Here is a 19,137-nt window from a genome sequence, read left to right as displayed (position 1 = left end):
CCCCTGACAACGGCCGATGTACCGCCAGTGCGGCACCCGGTCACTACCTGCATCGACGTAACGCGACTACGCGCCATCTGCAATCCTTTCCCGTTCCGCGTCGTGGTCACGCCGGCAGCTTGAAGTCGGCGACCGAACGGCGCAGATCGGCAGCGAGCTGGGCCAGGTTGCCGATCGACTCGGCCGTCTGCTCCGCACCCTGCGATGTCTGGCTGGTGATCTCACGGATCACGCCCATGGTCTGTGTGATGTCCGTCGCTGCGGCCGACTGCTGGTGCGCGGCGATGGAGATGTTCTTGATCAGGTTGTTCAAGGCGTTGGACACGCGCTCGATTTCGGTCAGTGCGGTGCCGGCGTCTTCGGCCAGACGCGCGCCGGAGACCACTTCGGAAGTGGTCTGCTCCATCGAGCTGACCGCCTCGTTGGTATCGGCCTGAATGGTCTGCACCAGACCTTCGATGCGTCGGGTCGCACCGGAGGTGCGTTCTGCCAGGCGCTGCACTTCGTCGGCCACCACCGCGAAACCGCGACCGGCCTCGCCCGCCGAGGCGGCCTGCACCGCGGCGTTGAGCGCCAGGATGTTGGTCTGCTCGGAAATGTCGTTGATCAGTTCCACGATCGAGCCGATCTCCTGCGAGGATTCGCCCAACCGCTTGATGCGCTTGGAGGTTTCCTGGATCTGGTCGCGGATCTGGTCCATGCCCTGAATCGTCTCGCGCACCACGCCGGCACCTTCGGCCGCGATCACCACCGAGCGCTGCGCCACTTCGGCCGACTCGGTGGAGTTGCGCGAGACCTGTTCGATGCTGGCGGCAATTTCGCTGATGCGCTCGGAGGCAGTGGTGATCTGGTTGGCCTGCTGGCCGGCCGCGTCGGCCAGCTGCATGGCCGTGGCCTGGGTTTCCTGGGTCGATACCGCGACCTTGGCCGAGGTGTCGTTGATCGTGGTCACCAGATGGCGCAGTTCGTCCACGGCGTAGTTGATCGCGTCTGCGATCGCGCCGGTCATGTCTTCGGTCACCGACGCCTTGACGGTCAGGTCGCCCTCACCGAGCGAGCTGATTTCGTCCAGCAACCGCATGATCGCCTGCTGGTTGCGGCTGTTGAATTCCACCTGCGCCTGATAACGCACGTCCTGCTCGCGCGAGCGCACCCGCACCGAGCTCCACACAAAACCGATGATCGCCAGCAACGCCACCAGGCCGGAGACCACGCCCAGCCAGAAATTCGGGAACGGACGCGTGTCGCGCGCCGAACCGAACGCCGAGAACGCGTCGAACAGCTTCTTGCTGTCGTCGAGCATCTTGTTCGAGCCGGCGGTCAGCGCGGCCGCCGCCGACTGCGCAGCGAACAGGTTGCGCGAGCTGGCGAGGATGGCATCGACGTCGGTCTTCATCGTCGCCCACTGCGCCTGCGACTGCTCCAGTGCCGACAGCGCAGCCGGGTTACGCACCGCGGCGATGCCGAGTTCTTCGTTGCCTGCACGCAGGCCCTCCAGCATCTGCGTGAACACCACCGAGTCGCGGGCCAGCGCGTCGCCCGAGGCGGCCGCATTGGCGCCGCCGGCGCGCATTTCGGTCACCCGGCGTGCCATGGTGCCGGCCACCACCACCTGCTGCAGGGTGTTATAGATCTGCGAGGCGGGCGCGCCGCTGACCGTCATTGCGCGCACCACTTCGTTCAACTGCGCCTGCAACTGCGGCACGTTGCCCGAGAAGCGCTCGGCATTGCCGGCCAGGCCGAGCACCGCCGGTTCGCTGGCGATGACCTGATCGGCATTCTTGCTCAGCGGCACCCAGGTGGCCTTGAGTTGCGCCATCGGGCTGGCCACCGTGCCTTCCTGGCCATAGCGGCCATCCAGGTCGCTGACCGTGCTGTCGATGCGGCTCTTGGTCTGCTTGAAGGCGGCAAACGCCTTGGGGTCGCCGGAGACCGCTTCGCGCCCCTGATTGGCCAGCTGCTGCGAGAGCACCTGCAGATCGGCCGCGCCGGTGCCGGCACCGGCCAGGCGACTGCCTTGCCAGGTGGCAACGCCGGTATTGGCGCCGAACACGATCATCGACAACACCAGCAAGCCAAGCCAGAAGCTGGTGCTGACGCTGCCGAGCTTGTTGGTCTTGCGGGCGTCCGGGGCGGTACTCATGGTTCGACCTCGATCTGTAGGGCGTAGCGGGGTCGCGGCTTAGGCCGCGGCCTGCCGGAATTCAGGAGTGCGCGACAGCAACGCCAGGGAAAACACGCCCCAGTCCTGCGTCTCGTTGCGAAAGGCACGGTCGATGAAATGCGCATATCGGCCCTGCGCCAGCTCGCCAGGTTCGACCGCCTGGACCTGCTCGAAACTGCGCTGGCCGTACAGCTCATCGATGGTCAGCGCGACGTCGCCGCCGCTCTGGCGCATGATCAGCACGCGTTGGCCTTCCTGCAGTACCGTGCGCCGGCCCTCCAGAAACTGTTTCAGATCGATCACCGGGAACAGATTGCCGCGCAGGTTGCCCACGCCCAGCAGCCAGGGCTGTGCGCCCGGCACCGGCGTCACCGGCGGCATCGGCACGATTTCCGCGACTTCGCGAAAGTCCGACACCAACCGCCGCGTGCCGACGCGGTAACCGACCCCGCGCCAGATATCGGTGGAGAACTGGCGTTCCGGCAGCGGCGTGGCGTGCGCAAGACTACGGCGTTCGTAGTCTTCGAGAATGTCGAATGGAGAGCGCATCAACGCACCAGTTGTTTAATACGAGCAATCAGATCGTCTTCGCGCGGCGGCTTGACGATGTAGTCGCTGGCACCTTGTCGCAGTCCCCAGGCCTTGTCCGTTTCCATGCCCTTGGTACTGACCAGCAGCACTGGGATGTCCTTGGTGGCCGGGTCGCGCGCCAGCGCACGCGTTGCCTGGAATCCGCTCATGCCGGGCAGCACCACATCCATCAACACCAAGTCCGGCGCCTGGCTGCGAATCAGCTCAAGCCCGTGTTCGGCGTTGTCGGTGGCGACGACCGTATGGCCGGCTTTTTCCAGCCATTGACTGAAGACTGCCCGGTCGGTGGGCGAGTCCTCGATCAATATAATTCGAGCCATGTTGCCTTTCCCCCTGGTCAGGCGTGGACGTACGTGCGAATCGCGCTCAGTAGTTCTTCACGGGTGAACGGCTTGGTCAGATATTGCTCGGAGCCGACGATGCGGCCACGTGCCTTGTCGAACAGGCCATCCTTGGACGACAGCATGATGACCGGCGTCGACTTGAAGAGCTGGTTGCCCTTGATCAACGCGCACGTCTGGTACCCATCCAGGCGCGGCATCATGATGTCGACGAAAATGATCTGAGGTTGCTGGTCGGCAATCTTGGCCAGTGCCTCGAACCCATCGGTCGCTGTTACCACTTCACACCCCTCGCGCTTGAGCAGCGTCTCGGCAGTGCGGCGAATGGTTTTCGAATCATCGATCACCATCACCTTCAGTCCTGCGAGTTCCCCACCCGCAGCAATGTGTTCACTCATGCAAATATCCCCGGACGTGCGACGCTTCTTTCCTGCCGACGTCGCTACGAAACTGCATGTATATCCCAAGACCCGCGCTGACTGTCAAGGGCGCATTGCCGGGGGCCCGCCAGGCGGACGTTCCGACCACGTTTGGGGGTGTCCGGACCGACAAGTCGCGCACTCACGACCCGCCGGACGCGCCATCGCCCGCCGCTTGAAGTTACCATCGGCAGCCTGTTCGAAAGGTTTAGCCTCATGTCGCTCGACGTCGTTGTGGTGATGGACCCCATCGCCTCCATCAAGATCGCCAAAGACACCACCTTTGCCATGTTGCTGGAAGCCCAGCGCCGTGGCCACCGGTTGCAGTACGTGCGTCCAGGCGGGCTCAGCCTGCGCGAAGGACGCGCGGTGGCGCAGGTGGCACCGCTGAGCGTGCGCGAGGACAAGAACGACTGGTTCACCCTGGGCGCGTTCGCCGAGCTGGCATTCGGCACTGGCCAGGTGGTGCTGATGCGCAAGGACCCGCCGGTGGATGCGGAGTTCATCTACGACACCCAGGTGCTGGCCGTGGCGCAACGCGCCGGTGCGCAGGTGGTCAACGATCCGCAGGGCTTGCGCGATTACAACGAGAAGCTGGCGGCGCTGCTGTTTCCGCAGTGCTGCCCGCCGACCCTGGTCAGCCGCGATGCGGCCGCGCTGAAGGCCTTCGTGCTGGAACATGGCCAGGCGGTGCTCAAGCCGCTGGACGGCATGGGCGGGCGCTCGATCTTCCGTAGCGGCACCGGCGACCCCAATCTCAACGTGATCCTGGAAACGCTGACCGACGGCAACCGCAAGCTGACCCTGGCGCAGCGCTTCATCCCCGACATCACTGCCGGCGACAAGCGCATCCTGCTGGTGGACGGGGTGCCGGTGGACTACTGCCTGGCGCGGATTCCGCAGGGCGACGAGTTTCGCGGCAATCTGGCCGCCGGCGGGCGCGGCGAAGGCCGGCCGCTGTCCGAGCGCGACCGCTGGATCGCCGCACAGGTGGGCCCGGAGATGCGCCGCCGCGGCATGCGCTTCGTCGGCCTGGACGTGATCGGCGATTACCTCACCGAGGTCAACGTCACCAGCCCCACCTGCGTGCGCGAGCTGGATGCGCAGTTCGGCCTGAACATCGCCGGGCTGCTGTTCGACGCGATCGAGGCCGGCCCCGCGCAATGAAGGCGGCTGCAGCGCTGCCGACGGCCATGGACGAACGTCGGCGGCTGACCGCGACGCTGGTGGTTTCGCTGCTGCTGCACGGCGCGCTGATCCTGGGCGTGGGCTTCGTGGTCAGCGAAGACGCACCGTTGGTGCCGACGCTGGATGTGATCTTCAGCCAGACCAGTACCCCGCTGACGCCCAAGCAGGCCGATTTCCTGGCTCAGGCCAATCAGCAAGGCGGCGGCGACCACGCCACCGCCCAGCGTCCGCGCGACAGCCAGCCCGGCGTGGTGCCGCAGGACCGTCCCGGGCTGGCGCCGCAGGCACAGCGCGCGACCAGCGTGCAGGCGCCGGACCCCATGCAGACGCGCGTGGTGTCCAGCCGCCGCGGCGAGCAAACCGTCGCGACCCCGCAACCGAATCCGCAGACCGACCCGCTCTCGGCCAACGATGCGCAGCGCGTGCAGCGCGATGCGGAAATGGCCCGGCTCGCCGCCGAGGTGCACCTGCGCTCGGAGCAGTACGCCAAGCGTCCCAATCGCAAGTTCGTCTCGGCCAGTACCCGCGAATATGCGTATGCCAACTATCTGCGCGCCTGGGTGGATCGCGCCGAGCGCGTGGGTAATCTCAACTACCCGGACGAGGCGCGCCGTCGCCGCCTCGGCGGCAAGGTGGTGATCAGCGTGGGCGTGCGCCGCGACGGCAGCGTGGAAAGCAGCCGCGTGCTGATCTCCAGCGGCACCCCGGCACTGGATGCGGCCGCGCTGCGCGTGGTGCAGCTGGCGCAGCCGTTTCCGCCACTGCCCAAGACCAAGGACGATGTGGATATCCTGCAGGTCACGCGGACCTGGTTGTTCCTGCCCGGCGGCGAGCTGCACGACGATCGCTGAGCTGTGACGCGTCCGATCGGGACGCGTTTTCCTGTGGCATGCCTGGCAACCCGGATTGGCCAGTTGCGTCAGGTGCGGCGTTACGCGGCCTGCGCCGCAGCGTAGAGGCGATCGGCCAACGCCACGATCTCGCCCGCATCCTGCACACGCTCGCGCCAGGCGGCGGGAATCCCGTCGATGCCATAGAACGCACCGGCCAGCTGCCCGCAGATGGCGGCGGTGGTGTCGGCATCGTCGCCCAGGTTGGCCGCACGCAGCACCGCGTCGGCGAACGTGTCGGTGGTGGCGAAGCACCAGAGCGCCGCCGATAGCGCATCAACCACATAACCCGTGCCACGGATCTGCGCTGCCGGAACGGCCGCATGATCGCGCATTGCCAGCGCGCGCACTGCTGGTGTCGACAGCGCCTCGCACGGGGTCTGCAGCACCGCCTGACGCGTGCCGCCGAGCAGCGCTGCCCGCAGTTGGAACGCGAACAACCTGCAGGCGTCCACTGCTTCGGCAGCGGCATGGGTGGTGCGCGAGCTGTCGGCCGCGCGCTCGCCCAACGCATCCGGGCGCTGCGCGTAGTACATCGCCACCGGCGCCAGCCGCATCAACGAACCATTGCCGGCCGAACGCGGATCGGTGCTGCCGCTGAAGGCCGGGCCGCCATCCAGATAGCGCTCCAGCGCCTGCCGCACGGTCGCGCCGATATCGAAGCAGGTGCCGGTACTGCTGAGGTAACCGTGCTGGTACCAGTTGCAATAGCGATTCATCTGGTCGGCGGCATCGAAGCCCTGTCGATGCAGCAGGCTGTGCGCCAGGCACAGCGCCATCGAGGTGTCGTCGGTCCACTGCCCGGCGCGCAGCGCGAACGGGCCACCGCCGCGCATGTCGTCGATCGGCGTGAAACTGCCAGGCGCGCAGAATTCCAGCGTGGTGCCGAGCGCATCGCCGACCGCCAGTCCAAGCAGGCAGCCGCGAAACCGCGCGCGTTGAAGAGCGTCGGTCATGGCGCGCCACCCGCCAGCTTGGCGGCGCGTGCGGCCTGCTGCTCGACCAGGGTCAAGGCAACGTTGTCGCGCAGATACGCAGGCTCCACCCGCTCCGGCGCCACGCCTTCTCCACGCAGCAACGCCGGCACCGCGAGCGTGAGCAGATCGGCCGCGTGCGGCAATGCAGCCGCATCCACGCTGGTCAGTTGCGCTGCGAAACGGTGTTGCAGCACTGCATCGGCGGCAGCGAATCCGCTGCCGACCCCGGCAAGGTTGTGCAGCGTGCCGGGCAGCACCCATGCCTCCGGTGCACAGACCCGTTCCGGCGACAGTTCCAGCAGGGTGTCGCCACGGCGCTCGAACATGCCGGCATACACCTCGCCCATGCGCGCATCGATGCAGGCCAGCACGTGCGTGGCCTGTGCCGGCGCACGCAAGGCCAGCACCTGCAAGGTGGAGACCGCCAACACCGGCAGATCCAGGCCCAAGGCAATGCCTTGCGCAATGCCGATCGCCAGACGCACGCCGGTAAACGCGCCCGGACCACGCCCCACCGCAATCGCATCGAGTTGCCGCCGCGTGATGCCCGCCTCGGCCAGCAACTGCTCGGCCCATGGCAGCGCCAGTTCCGCGTGGCGACGCGGCGCCACCTCGAAGCGCTCGAGCACGCGGCCCTGCACGTGCAGTGCGACGGAACAGGCTTCGGTGGAGGTCTCGAATGCGAGAACGTTCATGGCAGGGCCGCAGGCAGGAAGGAGAAGATCACGCGTCGCCGAACGGCAACGCCAGGACGCCATTGTCGCCCACCGGCTCGGCGACGCCAAAGAACGCGCGCACGTCGGCGATGTCGCGGGTGCGTGCGAATGGCGGCAGCGAGTTCATAAAAGTGCGGCCGTAGCCCTTGTTCAGCAGCCGCGGATCGCACAGCACCAGCACGCCGCGATCGGTCTCGCTGCGGATCAAGCGGCCCACGCCCTGCTTGAGCGCGATCACCGCCTGCGGCAGTTGTTCGTCGCGGAACGGGTTGCCGCCGTCGCGGCGGATCGCATCCAGGCGTGCTTCGAACACCGGGTCGTCGGGCGCGGCGAACGGCAGCTTGTCGATCACCACCACGCTCAAGGCATCGCCGACCACGTCCACGCCCTCGCGGAAGCTGGCCGACCCCAGCAGCACGCCGTTGCCGGAATCGCGGAAGCGCTGCAGCAAGGTCGCGCGCGGCGCTTCGCCCTGTACGAACAACGGCCACGGCGCGCCGCGCAACGCTTCGGCCGCTTCACGCAGCGCGCGGTGCGAGGCGAACAACAGGAAGGCGCGGCCGTTGGAGGCGTCCAGTACCGGCGTCAGTGCCGCAATCAACGCGGTTCCGAAACCGCGTGCGGCCGGATCGGGCAGATGCGGCGGCAGATAGCACAGCGCCTGGCGCGCCCAATCGAACGGACTGGGCTGCAGCAAGGTCACCGGATCGCTCAGCCCCAGGCGCTGCGCGATGTGATCGAACTCGCCGCCCACCGCCAGCGTGGCCGAGGTGAACACCCAGGCCGCATGGGATTTTTCGCGGTGTTCGCGCAGCGGGCCGGAGACATCCAGCGGCGTGCGCTGGCAACGGAATCCGCGCGGGCTCAGCTCGTACCAGAGCACATCGTTGTCGACGGTGTCGGGCAGGTCCTGCTCGAAATCCAGCACCGGCGCGTCCTCGCCCAGCCAGCGCGACAGCCGTGCAAGCGCTTCGCGCGCGCGCGCAGTGCAGCCATCGAAGCCCGGCGATGCCTCGCGCAACGGCAGCAAGGCGTCGCCCAACCGCGCCAGCGACGACAGCACCGCATCGAAGCCTTCGCGTACCTGCGGCTTGGACAGCGCGCGCCATTGCGTGCCGCGCGACGGCAGCCCTTCCATGCCCGCGCGCAGACTGCGCAAGGCTTCGTCCAGGGCCAGGATCGGCGCTTGCAGGCTGGCCTGCGCGCCGGCGACCAGACGCGCTTCCACCATGCAATCGCGTGCCAGCTCCTGCCATGGCCGCATGCCGAAACTTTCGCCGAAGAAATTGGCCGCCAATTCCGGCAGCTGATGCGCTTCGTCGATGACGAAGGCCTGCGCACCGGGCAGGATCTCGCCGAAACCTTCCTGCTTGAGCGCCAGATCGGCCAGCAGCAGATGGTGATTGACCACCACCAGATCGGCCGCCTGCGCACGCTGGCGCGCCTGCACCACGAAGCATTCGCTATAGAACGGGCACTCGGTGCCCAGGCAGTTGTCGACGGTGGAAGTCACCAGCGGCAGCAGCGGCGAGTCGTCCGGCAAGGCTTCCAGCTCGGCCATGTCGCCGAACTGGGTGCGTCCGCTCCAGGCGACGATGCGCTGGAACTGCGAGACCTGTTCGGGCGTGGCAAAACGCGGCTCGCCACGCGCCTGCTGGGTGCGGTATTTGCACAGATAATTCGCGCGCCCCTTCAACAGCGCGCTGCGCAAGCCGATGCCGAGCGCGGCCCGCACGCGCGGCAGATCGCGATGGAACAACTGATCCTGCAATGCGCGCGTGCCGGTCGAGACGATGGTCTTCAGGCCCGACAACAATGCCGGCACCAGATAGGCGTAAGTCTTGCCGGTACCGGTGCCGGCTTCGGCCAACAGCACGTCGCGCTGCTCGAACGCCTCGGCGATGGCGCCGGTCAGGCGTAACTGCGCGGCACGTGGCGCGAACGCGTCGAGCTGACGCGCAAGCGCCCCGCCCTCGCTGAGCGCCTCGATGCTGGCAGTGGCAAGTTGGGACATGAGAGCGGACGAAAAGCGGGCAAGAAGCGCGACAGCCTAGCGCGTGTGCGGCGATGCTGCCTTGATTGCGCTTGGCGGACTGCCGAACGTTGCCGAAGCGCCAACGCTCGGCTGTTGCATCCGACGACGTACCGTTGTGTCGTCGGCAAGCGCACATGCGGCGCGCCATGCATCGCCGCCGTGGCTGACGCACGTCGCGCCGCGAGGTCGGTCTGGGATGGACGAAGCGCTCTGCAGCGCTGCACGCACGAGGCAGCCCTGTCGCACAGCGGTCGCGTCCGGCGGCTGCCGGGCACGGTCGTGTTGAAGGCTCCGCTCAGCCGGTCGCCTCAATACCGCTTCACGCCCGGCACCGTGCATCCGGCGATCTGTGACTTGGCCGAGGCGGCGTTTTCCTTCTCGCCACGCGCAAGCCTGGATTGCTCGATGGTTGCCCAGTGCCGGCGGCACAACGGGCCGGTCTTGGAGCCCAGCTCCACCGCCTGATTGGCGAAGCGCTCAGCCGCAGGCCAATCGCCCTGCAGCACGGCCACTTCGGCGCGTTCCTGCAGGATGGCCGGATCGCCGGAGACCAGGCCCAGCGCCTGATCCAGCGCGGCGGCGGCGGCGGCCAGATCGCCGGCCTGGCGCTTGGCCTTGGCGGTCTCGCGCAGATCGTCCACCTGCGGGTCGCGCAATGGCTGTACCGACAGCTCGGTGTCGTCGACGCCGGCCTCGCGTTCGATCAAGGCCAGCCGTTGCGCGGGCGTGGTCGGGTCCACCGGTGTCGGCGGCGGCGCGGGCGGCGCACTGACGCAGGCGGTGAGTGCGGCGAGCACGCCGGCAACAACAAGCAAACGGTGCAGTCGGTTCATCGGGTCACTCCGGTTCAACGCGCGGGTGGAGGTGAGGCCGGCGCGGGCGCAGGCTCTTGCGGCTTCTTTTCCAGACCGAAGAAGCGACGCCAGCCGCCGCCGCTGGATTGCTCGGCAGGGGCGGACGTGTCGGCGGGAACGCCTTCGATCGAGGGGGCATTGCCGGCACACGGGGCATGGGCCGGGGTGAACCCGACCACGAACGGGAACTGGCGCGCGCCCGGGCAACCGGGATCGGTCACGCCGGTGCCGGCCGCCTCCACCCATTGCCAATCCAGGCCCTTGCCGCTGACCTTCAACGGCGCAGTCGGCAGCCGGGCAAAGATGCTCGACCACACCCGCATCGCGCCGGTGGCGCCGTACAGGCCGGTCTGTTCGTTCTGATCGTTGCCCATCCAGATCACTGCCAGATGGTCGCCGGTATAGCCGGCATACCAGCTGTCGCGGCCATCGTTGGACGTACCGGTCTTGCCGGCGGGCGAGAGCCGTCCCAGGCCGTCGCCGAGCAACTGCCGCGCGGTCCCGCCGCTGACCACCTGCTGCAGGCCGATGCTGATGAGGTTGGCGGCCACCGAATCGCCTTCCTGCGCCGGCGCCGGGGTCTTGTCGTAGCGCTTGAGCAGCTTGCCCTGCGGATCGAGCACGCCGCGCACCGCATGCAGCGGCTGGATTTCGCCACCGGCGGCCAGGAACTGATACAGCTGCGCCATGCCGTACGGACTCTGATCGGTCGCCCCCAGGATCAGCGAGGGATTGGTGTCGGCCTTGATGCCGGCCAGTACCTGGATCAACTGCGCGATGCGCTCCGGGCCGACCTGCATGCCCACGCGCACCGTGGCCTGGTTGTAGGAATGCGCCAGCGCATCGATCAGCCGCACCGTGCCATGGCTGCGGTTATCGGAATTGCCCGGCGACCAGGTCTTGCCACGACTGAGTTGCACCGTGACCGGTGAATCGTCGACAAAGCTCGACAAGGCCCAGCGATCCGGGGAGGCCAGCGCCAGCAGATACACGAACGGCTTGAGCAACGAGCCGACCTGCCGCTGCGCTTCGACTGCGCGGTTGAAACCGGGCTTGGCCACATCGCGGCTGCCCACCACCGCCAGCACGTCGCCGTTATGCACGTCGGTGAGCACCAGGCCAGCCTGCAACGGCGGGCGTTTCTTGTTGTCCAGGCGCTTGATGGTGCCGGTGACCGCGCCTTCGGCGTAGGCCTGCGCGGACGGCGACATGCCGGTCAGCACGCTCATGCCGGCGCCCTGCAGCACGCCTTCCGGGTAATCGTGCGCCAGCTGGCGCCGCACCAGGTCCACATAGGCCGGGAAGCGATTGGCCGCGACCAGGCCGGGCTCGGTCGGCACGCCCAATGGTGCGGCCAGGGCGCGCTTGTATTCGGCTGCGTCGATCAGGTTGTTTTCGTGCAGCTTGGCGAGCACGAAGTTGCGCCGATCCAGCGCGCGTTCCGGGTTACGCCGCGGGTCGTAATACGACGGCCCCTTGACCAGCCCGATCAGCAACGCGATCTGCTCGGTGGTCATCGAATTGAGTTCGCGCCCGAACCACAGTTCGGCACCGGACGACACGCCGTGGATCGCCTGCCCGCCGCGCTGGCCCAGATACACCTGATTGAGATAGGCCTCCAGGATGGTGCGCTTGTCGTAACGCGCCTCCATGATGACCGCGTACAAGATCTCGTTGAACTTGCGCGTGACCGTCTGTTCCTTGCCGATGCCGAGCAGGCCGCTGCGCGCCAGCTGCTGGGTCAAGGTGCTGGCGCCCTGGCGAACCTGGCCGCCGGAGCGCGCCATGATCCAGGCCGCGCGCACCATGCCGCTGAGATCGATGCCGTGGTGGCTGTTGAAGTCGCGGTCCTCGACCGCCTGCAGCCCGGTGACCAGCAGCTCGGGCACTTCTTCCATGCGCACCAGACGGCGCTCTTCCTGCTTCTGCCCGTACAGCGTGGCGATGCGTGCCGGATCCAGGCGCGCCGTCTTCAATGCCTTGCGGTCGCCGGCATCGCGCAGGCTGGCCACACGTCCGCCGGACAGGCTGACCTCGACCCGCCGCGCGGGCACGCGCCCGTCCACATCGATATAGCCGCGGCTGGCGATGGTGAAGCGGTTGCCGTCCTGCTGGTAGGTCCCGGCCAGCGTGGCCTGTCCGTCGTCGCGGTAGGACGCCGCGTCCAGCTCGGTCTTCAAGGTGGCCGCATCCAGCGCGTTGCCCGGCGCCAGCACCAGCGGCCGCCCATATACGCGGGTCGGGATCTGCCAACGCAGTTCGCCGAAGCGCTGGGTGACCTGCTTGTTCAGATACACCGTGTACGGAATCAGAAAACCGAGCGCCAGCGCCAACGCGGCAAAGCCCCAGACAATCAGTCTGCGTTGCCAGCGGGAGCCTTGCTCGGTGGAATCGTCCTCGAAATCGTCGGGAGCGTCGTGGTCGTGGCGTCGGGGCACAGGGATGCGAGAATGTAGGGTCCGGCGAGTCTAGCGCAGCGCTGCGGTGGCTGCGGCATGCCGGGCTCCCTTGACTTAGCGCCTGTTATGGACTTCGCGGCGGGTGCGAAGTCCATAACGCGCTCAAAGCGCGGCCGACGCAATTATTGCGGCATGCAGCGTCACGCCGACGCGCACCGCGCTCGGAATCGGCAGGGACCGCTCGTACACTGCGGTTCCTGCGCACCGTCCAGGCTACCGGACATCCGCCCGCTCCATTTCATTCGCCGCTCTACGTTGGAGTTCCACCGCAATGTCGATGTCCTTGGCCGACGCACGCTATCTGTTCAATCGCGTGCTTGGGCTGATCCACCGCAGTGTGGCGAGCATGCGCACACGCGGCTGGCGCGCCACCTGGCAGCGCATTCGCGTGCACACGCAGGCGCCGCCGGTCGCGCTTGGCGCGCCGTTGTGGCTGCCCGACAACACACCGTTTGCCGCGTTTTGCGTGCCGCACAGCGAAGCGCCGCACGTCACGCTGGTGATTCCGGTCTACAACCACATCCAGCACACCGTGGCGTGCCTGCGCGCATTGGCGGCACATCCGCCGCAGCTGGACGTGGAGATCGTCGTGGTGGACGACGGCAGCAGCGATGCCACGCAAGCGCAGCTGCCGCAGGTGCAGGGCCTGCGCTATCACCGCCGCGCGAGCAATGACGGATTCGTCGCCGCCTGCAACGACGGCCTCGCGCTGGCGCGTGGCGAGTACGTGGTGCTGCTCAACAACGACACCATCCCGCAACCCGGTTGGCTGGATCGGCTGATCGCCACCTTTGCGCAGCATCCACGCGCCGGCTTGGTCGGCGCGCAACTGGTGTATCCGGACGGACGCCTGCAGGAGTCCGGCGGAGTGGTCTTTGCCGATGGCAGCGCCTGGAGTTACGGCCGCTTCGAATCGGTCGACGACCCGCGGCATGCGTACGTGCGTGCCATGGACTACTGCTCGGGCGCGGCGATCGCGCTGCCGCGCGCATTGCTGCAGACACTGGGCGGGCTGGATCGTCGCTACATGCCGGCGTATTACGAAGACACCGATCTGGCGTTCGCGGTGCGCGCGGCGGGCCATCAGGTGCTGGTGCAACCGGCCAGTGTGGTGGTGCACGACGAAGGCACCAGCAATGGCACCGATACGCGTACCGGGGTGAAGGCGTATCAGGTGCGCAACCAGCGCGTGTTCGCCGAAAAATGGCAGCAGGTGCTGGCCACGCAGTTGCCGGCCGGCAGCGTGCCCGCGCCTGCACTGCTGCATCGCGGCCAGCGCCAGGTGCTGATCCTGGACGAATGCGTGCCACAACCGGATCGCGATTCGGGATCGTTACGTCAGTTCAATCTGATCCGCCTGTTGTGCGAAGAAGGCGCGCATGTGGTGTTCGTGCCCACCCGCCGCGAACATGCGGGGCGGCACACGCAGGCGCTGCAGCAATTGGGCGTGGAAGTCTGGTATGCGCCGTTTCTCGACGGCATCGGCAGCTGGTTGCGCACCCATGGCCCGCGCTTTGCGGTGGTGCTGCTGGTGCGTCACCACGTCGCGCATGCCTGTCTGCCGTTGCTCACACGCTATGCGCCGCAGGCGCGCACCTTGTTCGACACCGTCGACCTGCACTACCTGCGCGAACGCCGCGGCGCCGAGTTGGCTGGCGATGCCAATCTACTGCGGAGCGCCGAGCGCACCCGTCTGCGCGAGTTGGAGATCATGGCCGCCACCGACGTCACCGTGCTGGTCTCGGCCGCCGAACAAGCGCAATTGCAGGCGGATGCGCCGCAGATCCGCACCGCCCTGCTCTCCAACCTGCATGAAGTGGCCGGCAGCGGCCATTCCTTCGCGCAGCGCCGCGACCTGGTGTTCGTCGGCGGCTTCCGGCATCCACCCAATGCGGATGCGGTGCAATGGTTCATCAGCGCGATCTTTCCGCAGGTGCGTGCGCAGTTGCCGGAGGTGATCTTCCACTGCATCGGCGCGGACATGCCGGATGCGCTGAGATTGCTCGCCGACCAATCCCCAGGCGTGCAGGTGCACGGGCATGTGCCGGATCTGGTGCCGTTTATGGAGACCGCACGCATCGCCGTGGCGCCGCTGCGCTTCGGTGCCGGCGTGAAGGGCAAGATCAATCTGAGCATGGCACACGGGCAGCCGGTGGTCGGCACTTCCTGTGCGGTGGAAGGCATGCATCTGCGCGATGGCGAGGATGTGTGCGTGGCCGACGACGCTGACGCGTTCGCCACTGCGATCGTGCGGCTTTATCAGGACCCAGCGCTATGGCAACGCCTGGCCGATCACGGATTACGCAACGTGGCCCGGCATTTTTCGCTGGATGCAGCGCGTGACACGGTGCGTGCATTGTTTATCAAGGGTTGAGTGTGGCGCGAGCGCGTGAGTCGCGCGCGGCGGCGGGGCAGCCGACCTGTTGCTGCGTGCCTCAACGTTGCTCGGCCACGGCCTTGACCCGACGGGTGAACTCGACCAATTCCGGCAATCCCGGATCCAGTTGCTGCGCCTCGTCCTGCGCACGCCGGGCAAACGCCGCATCCTCCTGCCCCAACCGTTCGCTCCCCACCGCGACCCAGCGTTGCGCCAGGCGACGACGCGCGCCGACCAGCGCATCGCCATTGGGCGTCAGCGCCTGCCATGCATCCAGACAACCGCGCGCAGCACGCAGTCGGTTATTGCGTAGCTCCTCCTCGAAACAGCGCTGGCTAGCCGGTGCCACGCGGGCGGCCGCCTGCAATACCCGCGGATCGCGCGGTGCCAGCGCCTGCGCTGCACGTACCGCGTCGTAGGCACTGGCGCCGGGCGGGGTCATCCATTGCCGCTGCGTTTCGGCATCGGCCACGCGTTGCAGCAGCGCGCGCAGGCGGCGCTCGCGGGCGTTGCGCGACAAGCCGGTTTCGGGGCCGCGCTGTGCGTCGCGGGCACGCGCAATCGCCTGTTCGGCCTGTGCGATCGATGCGGCGCCAGGGACCAGCGTGCGTGCTTCCTGCAGCGACTGCAGTGCGGCGTCGAATTGAAAGTCGGCGGCCTGACGGCCGGCCTGCGCGGCGTATTCGCCTGCCACCTGTTCCAGCCCGCGCTGGGCGCCTGCATCGTCTGGCTCGGCGGCCAGCAGCGCATTGAAATCGCGCGCCGCCGGTGCCAACCGGCCGCGTCGCAGCAAGGCCAGCGCGCGCTGCCGTCGCTGTTCCAGCGCGCGGTGGTAATGGCCCTCGGTCAGCGGCATGTCCACATGCCCCGCATCGTAGCGTTTGGCGGCGGCCAGCAACGCCGCCGCATCGGCGAGCGCATCGCATGCCAGCGCATGGCGTGCCTGCGCCAGCAGATCGGTCAATGCATCCTCGCGCCCTTCCAGCGCATCGGTGCGGTCCGGCGCCAGGGTCAGGATGCGCTGGTACAACGGCAATGCGCTATCCGGGGTGCCATCCAGCTGTCCGTGTTGCTGGGCGGCCACGGCTTGTGCGAACAAGGCGTCCAACCCGGCGCGTTCGGCCTGCAAGGTGCGCAAGCGCAACGCCACCGGCGCGATCTGCGCCTGCGGTACTTGCAGCGCGTTGGCCAGTGCCACCGCACGTTGCGCAGCGGCAGCGTCGCCGGCCGCGATCGCCGCTCGCGCCTGCACGACTGCCGCAGCGCCGGTGCGCGCCAGCCCGGCGCGGGCCTCGCTGCGATCGCTGTCCAATGCCAGGGCGGCCGCGAACAGTTCGCGCGCACCGTTGCCATCGACTGCGCTGAGGCGACCGCGCGCCAAGGCCGCATCACCGCGTTGCAGCAGTCGCTGGATGCGCGTGTCCGGCCACAGCCAATCGGCCAACGGCTTGCGCAAGACGACCGTGGTCAGCAACAGGCATGCGCACAACGCCAACGCCACGCGCCACAACGCACGGCTGCGCAATGGCGCCCAGAGGCGGGGCGATCGGGCCCAGCGCGGAAGCGGAAACATGCGGTGGCGTCCATCCTTGGTGCGACCTGACGGGGGCGCGTTCACCGCATCATGTTAGCTGGCTGTCCTGCGAAGGCGACGTGGGGATGGAGAATCGTCAGGCGAGCACACCCTGCCTGTTCAGACCCGACCACCGGCGCGCTGCGGCGCAATCACCCCAGGCGTCGCACCTCGTTGACGCCGGGCAAGGCGTCCAGCTTGCCAAGCAGGCTGGACAGCTGGTCGTAATCGCTGACCTTCAAGCGCAAGCGCAATTGCGCGCGGCCGGTGTCGCGCACGTTGTCGCTGTTGATTTCCAGCACGTGCGCGTCCTCCTGCGCGATCAGGTTGGTGATGTCCTTGAGCAGCCAGCGGCGATCGACTGCGCGCACCTGCACATCCACCTCGTAGCCGCTGCCGGCCTGCCCCCACTCCACCGACAGCACGCGCTGCGGATGCGCGGCTGCCAGACGTGCCAACGCGGCGCAATCGGTACGATGGACCGTCACGCCCCGGCCACGGGTGAGATAGCCGGCGATCGGCTCGCCCGCCACCGGCTGGCAGCAGCGCGCCAGCTGCACCAGCAGATTGCCCACGCCCTGCACGGTGAACTTGGACTTGCCCAGGCCCTCGCGGCGCGCCGTCGGTCGCGGCGGTGCCGGCACGACCGGCTGCGAGGCGGCCCGCTCGGCCTCCAACAAGGCACGGCTGACCTGGTTGGGCCCGGTATCGCCCAGCGCTACCTGGATATACAGATCGTCGATATTCTCGGCGTGGAATTTGCGCGTGGCCACGCTCAGGTCGGAGTGCTGCAGCCCCAGGCGCTTGAGCTCGCGATCGAGCAGGTCCTTGCCGGCCTGCACATTGCGCGCGCGGTCGAGCTTGTGGAACCACGCACGCACCTTGTCGCGCGAACGCCCGCTGGCCAGAAAGCCATTGGACGCCAGCAGCCAGTCGCGGCGCGGGTCGGCTTCCTTGGCGGTCATGATCTCCACGCGGTCACCGCTGCGCAGCCGGTAGGTGAGCGGCACGATGCGGTCGTTGACGCGCGCGCCTCGGCAGCGATGACCGACCATCGTATGCACGTGATAGGCGAAATCCAGCGGCGTGGCGCCTTGCGGCAAGTCGATGACCTCGCCCTTTGGCGTCAGCGCGTACACACGATCTTCGATCAGCTCGGCATCCAGCGCACCGGCGAGCTCGCCGTGGTCGCCTTCCTGCACTTGCTCCAGCAGCTGGCGCATCCACAGGATCTTGCGGTCGAACGCCTTTTCGGCACCCTTGCCGCCTTCCTTGTACTTCCAGTGCGCGGCCACGCCGAGTTCGGCCTGCGCGTGCATCTCGTGGGTGCGGATCTGGATTTCGATGGTGCGCCCTTCCGGGCCCAGCACTGCGGTATGCAGCGAGCGGTAGTCGTTGGCCTTGGGCCGGGCGATGTAATCGTCGAACTCGCTCGGCACCGGCGCCCACAGCGAATGCACCGCACCCAGCGCGGCGTAGCAGGCCGCCACGTCGTCGACCATCACCCGCACCGCGCGGATGTCGTACAGCTGATCGAAGGACAGGCGCTTTTTCTGCATCTTCCGCCAGATGCTGTAGATGTGCTTCGGCCGCCCGCTCACGTCCGCATGCAGGCCCTGCTGGGCCAGCGTCGTCGACAAGGTGCGTTTGACCGCTTCCAGATAGCGCTCGCGTGCGACGCGGGTTTCGTCCACCTCGCGCGCGATGCGGCGGTAGGTCTCCGGCTCCAGGTGCCGAAACGCGAGGTCTTCCAGCTCCCATTTCACCTGCCAGATGCCCAACCGGTTGGCCAGTGGCGCATGGATGTCGCGGGTGAGCTGGGCGAGCGCGCGGCGCTCTTCTTCGTTCTGCCGGTCGGCCACGCGCATGCGCGCCAATTGCCGCGCCAGCAGGATCGGCACCACCCGCAGGTCGTGGATGATCGACAGCAGCAACCGCCGCAAGCCTTCGCTGTTGCGCCCGGCTTCACGCCCGGCGTGCAGCGCCCAGACCTGGTCGGCGGCATCCAATCCTTCCAGCAAGCCCTCCACCGCCACCCGCCGCTCGGCCGGCTGCCACGGCAAGCCTGGCACCGAGGCGCGCAACACGGGCAGGTCGAACAGCAACGCCGCGATCAAGGTGGCTTCGTCGGCTGCCAGCAGCGCCAGCGCATCCAGCGTGTCGGCCAGCAGCGTCCACGGCACGTCTTCGGCCTGCGCTGATGGCAATTGCTGCCAGGCCTGCGCCAGCGCCTCACGCAATGCGGGCGCGATCGAGGCGATGGCAGGACGCTGCAGCAAGGTCTGCAGACGGTCGACAGAGGAACTGGTCACAGCAATGGACACGGGCGATGGGCAACACAAGTGGTCTGATCGCTACGGTAACGTGCGCGTTACCTTCTTCACAACGCGCGATTGCAGTGCGCGCGCGGCGCATCGACACGGTTGCGCTTAGCGTCGATTCACCCGCCAACGCCTTGATTCGCAACCGCTGTGCGGCGCAGATCACACACGGGTTCAAGCAACCCGCACGCAAACACCGGTTTTTACATGCCCTTTACAACTCGGCCCAGGC

The 19,137-nt window shown here is 67.6% G+C and carries 14 protein-coding genes and 1 other RNA gene; 4 read left to right on the top strand and 11 right to left on the bottom strand.

Going from position 1 to position 19,137, the window contains the following annotated elements:
* Positions 1–106 precede the first annotated feature (106 nt).
* The 4 genes from GGR61_RS07585 to pilG are packed head-to-tail and all read right to left on the bottom strand — an operon-like array spanning position 107 to position 3,494.
* Positions 107–2,143: a methyl-accepting chemotaxis protein gene (locus GGR61_RS07585; RefSeq protein WP_184621010.1), complete on the bottom strand. Its 2,037-nt coding sequence runs from the start codon at positions 2,141–2,143 to the stop codon at positions 107–109.
* 39 nt (positions 2,144–2,182) lie between these two features.
* A complete protein-coding gene (locus tag GGR61_RS07580; protein WP_184407145.1) occupies positions 2,183–2,713 on the bottom strand; it encodes a chemotaxis protein CheW in 531 nt (176 codons plus the stop codon).
* On the bottom strand, positions 2,713–3,075 hold the full coding sequence (locus GGR61_RS07575; protein ID WP_184621009.1) for a response regulator: 363 nt from the start codon (positions 3,073–3,075) through the stop codon (positions 2,713–2,715). The genes GGR61_RS07580 and GGR61_RS07575 overlap by 1 nt, the downstream gene beginning before the upstream one ends.
* Positions 3,076–3,092: 17 nt before the next feature.
* Positions 3,093–3,494, bottom strand: coding sequence for a twitching motility response regulator PilG (gene pilG, locus GGR61_RS07570; protein ID WP_023904776.1), 402 nt, complete (start codon positions 3,492–3,494; stop codon positions 3,093–3,095).
* Positions 3,495–3,731: 237 nt separating this feature from the next.
* Here pilG and gshB point away from each other — a divergent pair, with 237 nt between their 5' ends.
* Both gshB and GGR61_RS07560 read left to right on the top strand, forming a co-directional pair.
* On the top strand, positions 3,732–4,682 hold the full coding sequence (gene gshB / locus GGR61_RS07565; RefSeq protein WP_184621008.1) for a glutathione synthase: 951 nt from the start codon (positions 3,732–3,734) through the stop codon (positions 4,680–4,682).
* A complete protein-coding gene (locus GGR61_RS07560) occupies positions 4,679–5,554 on the top strand; it encodes an energy transducer TonB (RefSeq protein WP_184621007.1) in 876 nt (291 codons plus the stop codon). The genes gshB and GGR61_RS07560 overlap by 4 nt, the downstream gene beginning before the upstream one ends.
* A gap of 80 nt (positions 5,555–5,634) precedes the next feature.
* Here the strand turns inward: GGR61_RS07560 and GGR61_RS07555 are convergent, their stop codons facing one another.
* From GGR61_RS07555 to mrcB, 5 genes are all read right to left on the bottom strand, one after another.
* Complete coding sequence (locus GGR61_RS07555; RefSeq protein WP_184621006.1) at positions 5,635–6,549, bottom strand: ADP-ribosylglycohydrolase family protein; 915 nt, start codon at positions 6,547–6,549, stop codon at positions 5,635–5,637.
* Entirely contained in the window at positions 6,546–7,265 is a 720-nt protein-coding gene (gene tsaB / locus GGR61_RS07550; protein ID WP_184621005.1) for a tRNA (adenosine(37)-N6)-threonylcarbamoyltransferase complex dimerization subunit type 1 TsaB, read from the bottom strand. The genes GGR61_RS07555 and tsaB overlap by 4 nt, the downstream gene beginning before the upstream one ends.
* A gap of 28 nt (positions 7,266–7,293) precedes the next feature.
* A complete protein-coding gene (locus GGR61_RS07545) occupies positions 7,294–9,300 on the bottom strand; it encodes an ATP-dependent DNA helicase (protein ID WP_184407151.1) in 2,007 nt (668 codons plus the stop codon).
* A gap of 329 nt (positions 9,301–9,629) precedes the next feature.
* On the bottom strand, positions 9,630–10,154 hold the full coding sequence (locus GGR61_RS07540) for a tetratricopeptide repeat protein (RefSeq protein ID WP_184621004.1): 525 nt from the start codon (positions 10,152–10,154) through the stop codon (positions 9,630–9,632).
* 14 nt (positions 10,155–10,168) lie between these two features.
* On the bottom strand, positions 10,169–12,613 hold the full coding sequence (mrcB, locus tag GGR61_RS07535; RefSeq protein WP_184621003.1) for a penicillin-binding protein 1B: 2,445 nt from the start codon (positions 12,611–12,613) through the stop codon (positions 10,169–10,171).
* Between the two features lie 193 nt (positions 12,614–12,806).
* Between mrcB and GGR61_RS07530 the strand changes: the two genes are divergently transcribed.
* Both GGR61_RS07530 and GGR61_RS07525 read left to right on the top strand, forming a co-directional pair.
* A non-coding RNA gene (locus GGR61_RS07530) (sX9 sRNA) lies at positions 12,807–12,881 on the top strand.
* 24 nt (positions 12,882–12,905) lie between these two features.
* Positions 12,906–15,008: a glycosyltransferase gene (locus GGR61_RS07525; protein WP_184621002.1), complete on the top strand. Its 2,103-nt coding sequence runs from the start codon at positions 12,906–12,908 to the stop codon at positions 15,006–15,008.
* Between the two features lie 61 nt (positions 15,009–15,069).
* Here GGR61_RS07525 and GGR61_RS07520 read toward each other — a convergent pair whose 3' ends face one another.
* Together GGR61_RS07520 and GGR61_RS07515 are read right to left on the bottom strand one after the other, a co-directional pair.
* Positions 15,070–16,584: a hypothetical protein gene (locus GGR61_RS07520; RefSeq protein ID WP_184621001.1), complete on the bottom strand. Its 1,515-nt coding sequence runs from the start codon at positions 16,582–16,584 to the stop codon at positions 15,070–15,072.
* Between the two features lie 152 nt (positions 16,585–16,736).
* Positions 16,737–18,926, bottom strand: a complete 2,190-nt coding sequence (locus GGR61_RS07515) for a bifunctional (p)ppGpp synthetase/guanosine-3',5'-bis(diphosphate) 3'-pyrophosphohydrolase (RefSeq protein WP_184621000.1) — start codon at positions 18,924–18,926, stop codon at positions 16,737–16,739.
* Positions 18,927–19,137: the final 211 nt, after the last annotated feature.

It is taken from the genome of Xanthomonas sp. 3058 (assembly GCF_014199765.1).
Classification (GTDB): Bacteria; Pseudomonadota; Gammaproteobacteria; order Xanthomonadales; family Xanthomonadaceae; genus Xanthomonas; species Xanthomonas campestris_B.
Note: the sequence above shows the minus strand (reverse complement) of the source record. Positions and strands in the feature narration are given on the sequence as shown.

Excerpts from the sequence above, each read along its gene's own strand:
- GGR61_RS07585 (WP_184621010.1), bottom strand. The coding sequence starts at position 2,143 with ATGAGTACCGCCCCGGACGCCCGCAAGACCAACAAGCTCGGCAGCGTC.
- GGR61_RS07580 (WP_184407145.1), bottom strand. The coding sequence starts at position 2,713 with ATGCGCTCTCCATTCGACATTCTCGAAGACTACGAACGCCGTAGTCTT.
- GGR61_RS07575 (WP_184621009.1), bottom strand. The coding sequence starts at position 3,075 with ATGGCTCGAATTATATTGATCGAGGACTCGCCCACCGACCGGGCAGTC.
- pilG (WP_023904776.1), bottom strand. The coding sequence starts at position 3,494 with ATGAGTGAACACATTGCTGCGGGTGGGGAACTCGCAGGACTGAAGGTG.
- gshB (WP_184621008.1), top strand. The coding sequence starts at position 3,732 with ATGTCGCTCGACGTCGTTGTGGTGATGGACCCCATCGCCTCCATCAAG.
- GGR61_RS07560 (WP_184621007.1), top strand. The coding sequence starts at position 4,679 with ATGAAGGCGGCTGCAGCGCTGCCGACGGCCATGGACGAACGTCGGCGG.
- GGR61_RS07555 (WP_184621006.1), bottom strand. The coding sequence starts at position 6,549 with ATGACCGACGCTCTTCAACGCGCGCGGTTTCGCGGCTGCCTGCTTGGA.
- tsaB (WP_184621005.1), bottom strand. The coding sequence starts at position 7,265 with ATGAACGTTCTCGCATTCGAGACCTCCACCGAAGCCTGTTCCGTCGCA.
- GGR61_RS07545 (WP_184407151.1), bottom strand. The coding sequence starts at position 9,300 with ATGTCCCAACTTGCCACTGCCAGCATCGAGGCGCTCAGCGAGGGCGGG.
- GGR61_RS07540 (WP_184621004.1), bottom strand. The coding sequence starts at position 10,154 with ATGAACCGACTGCACCGTTTGCTTGTTGTTGCCGGCGTGCTCGCCGCA.
- GGR61_RS07525 (WP_184621002.1), top strand. The coding sequence starts at position 12,906 with ATGTCGATGTCCTTGGCCGACGCACGCTATCTGTTCAATCGCGTGCTT.
- GGR61_RS07520 (WP_184621001.1), bottom strand. The coding sequence starts at position 16,584 with ATGTTTCCGCTTCCGCGCTGGGCCCGATCGCCCCGCCTCTGGGCGCCA.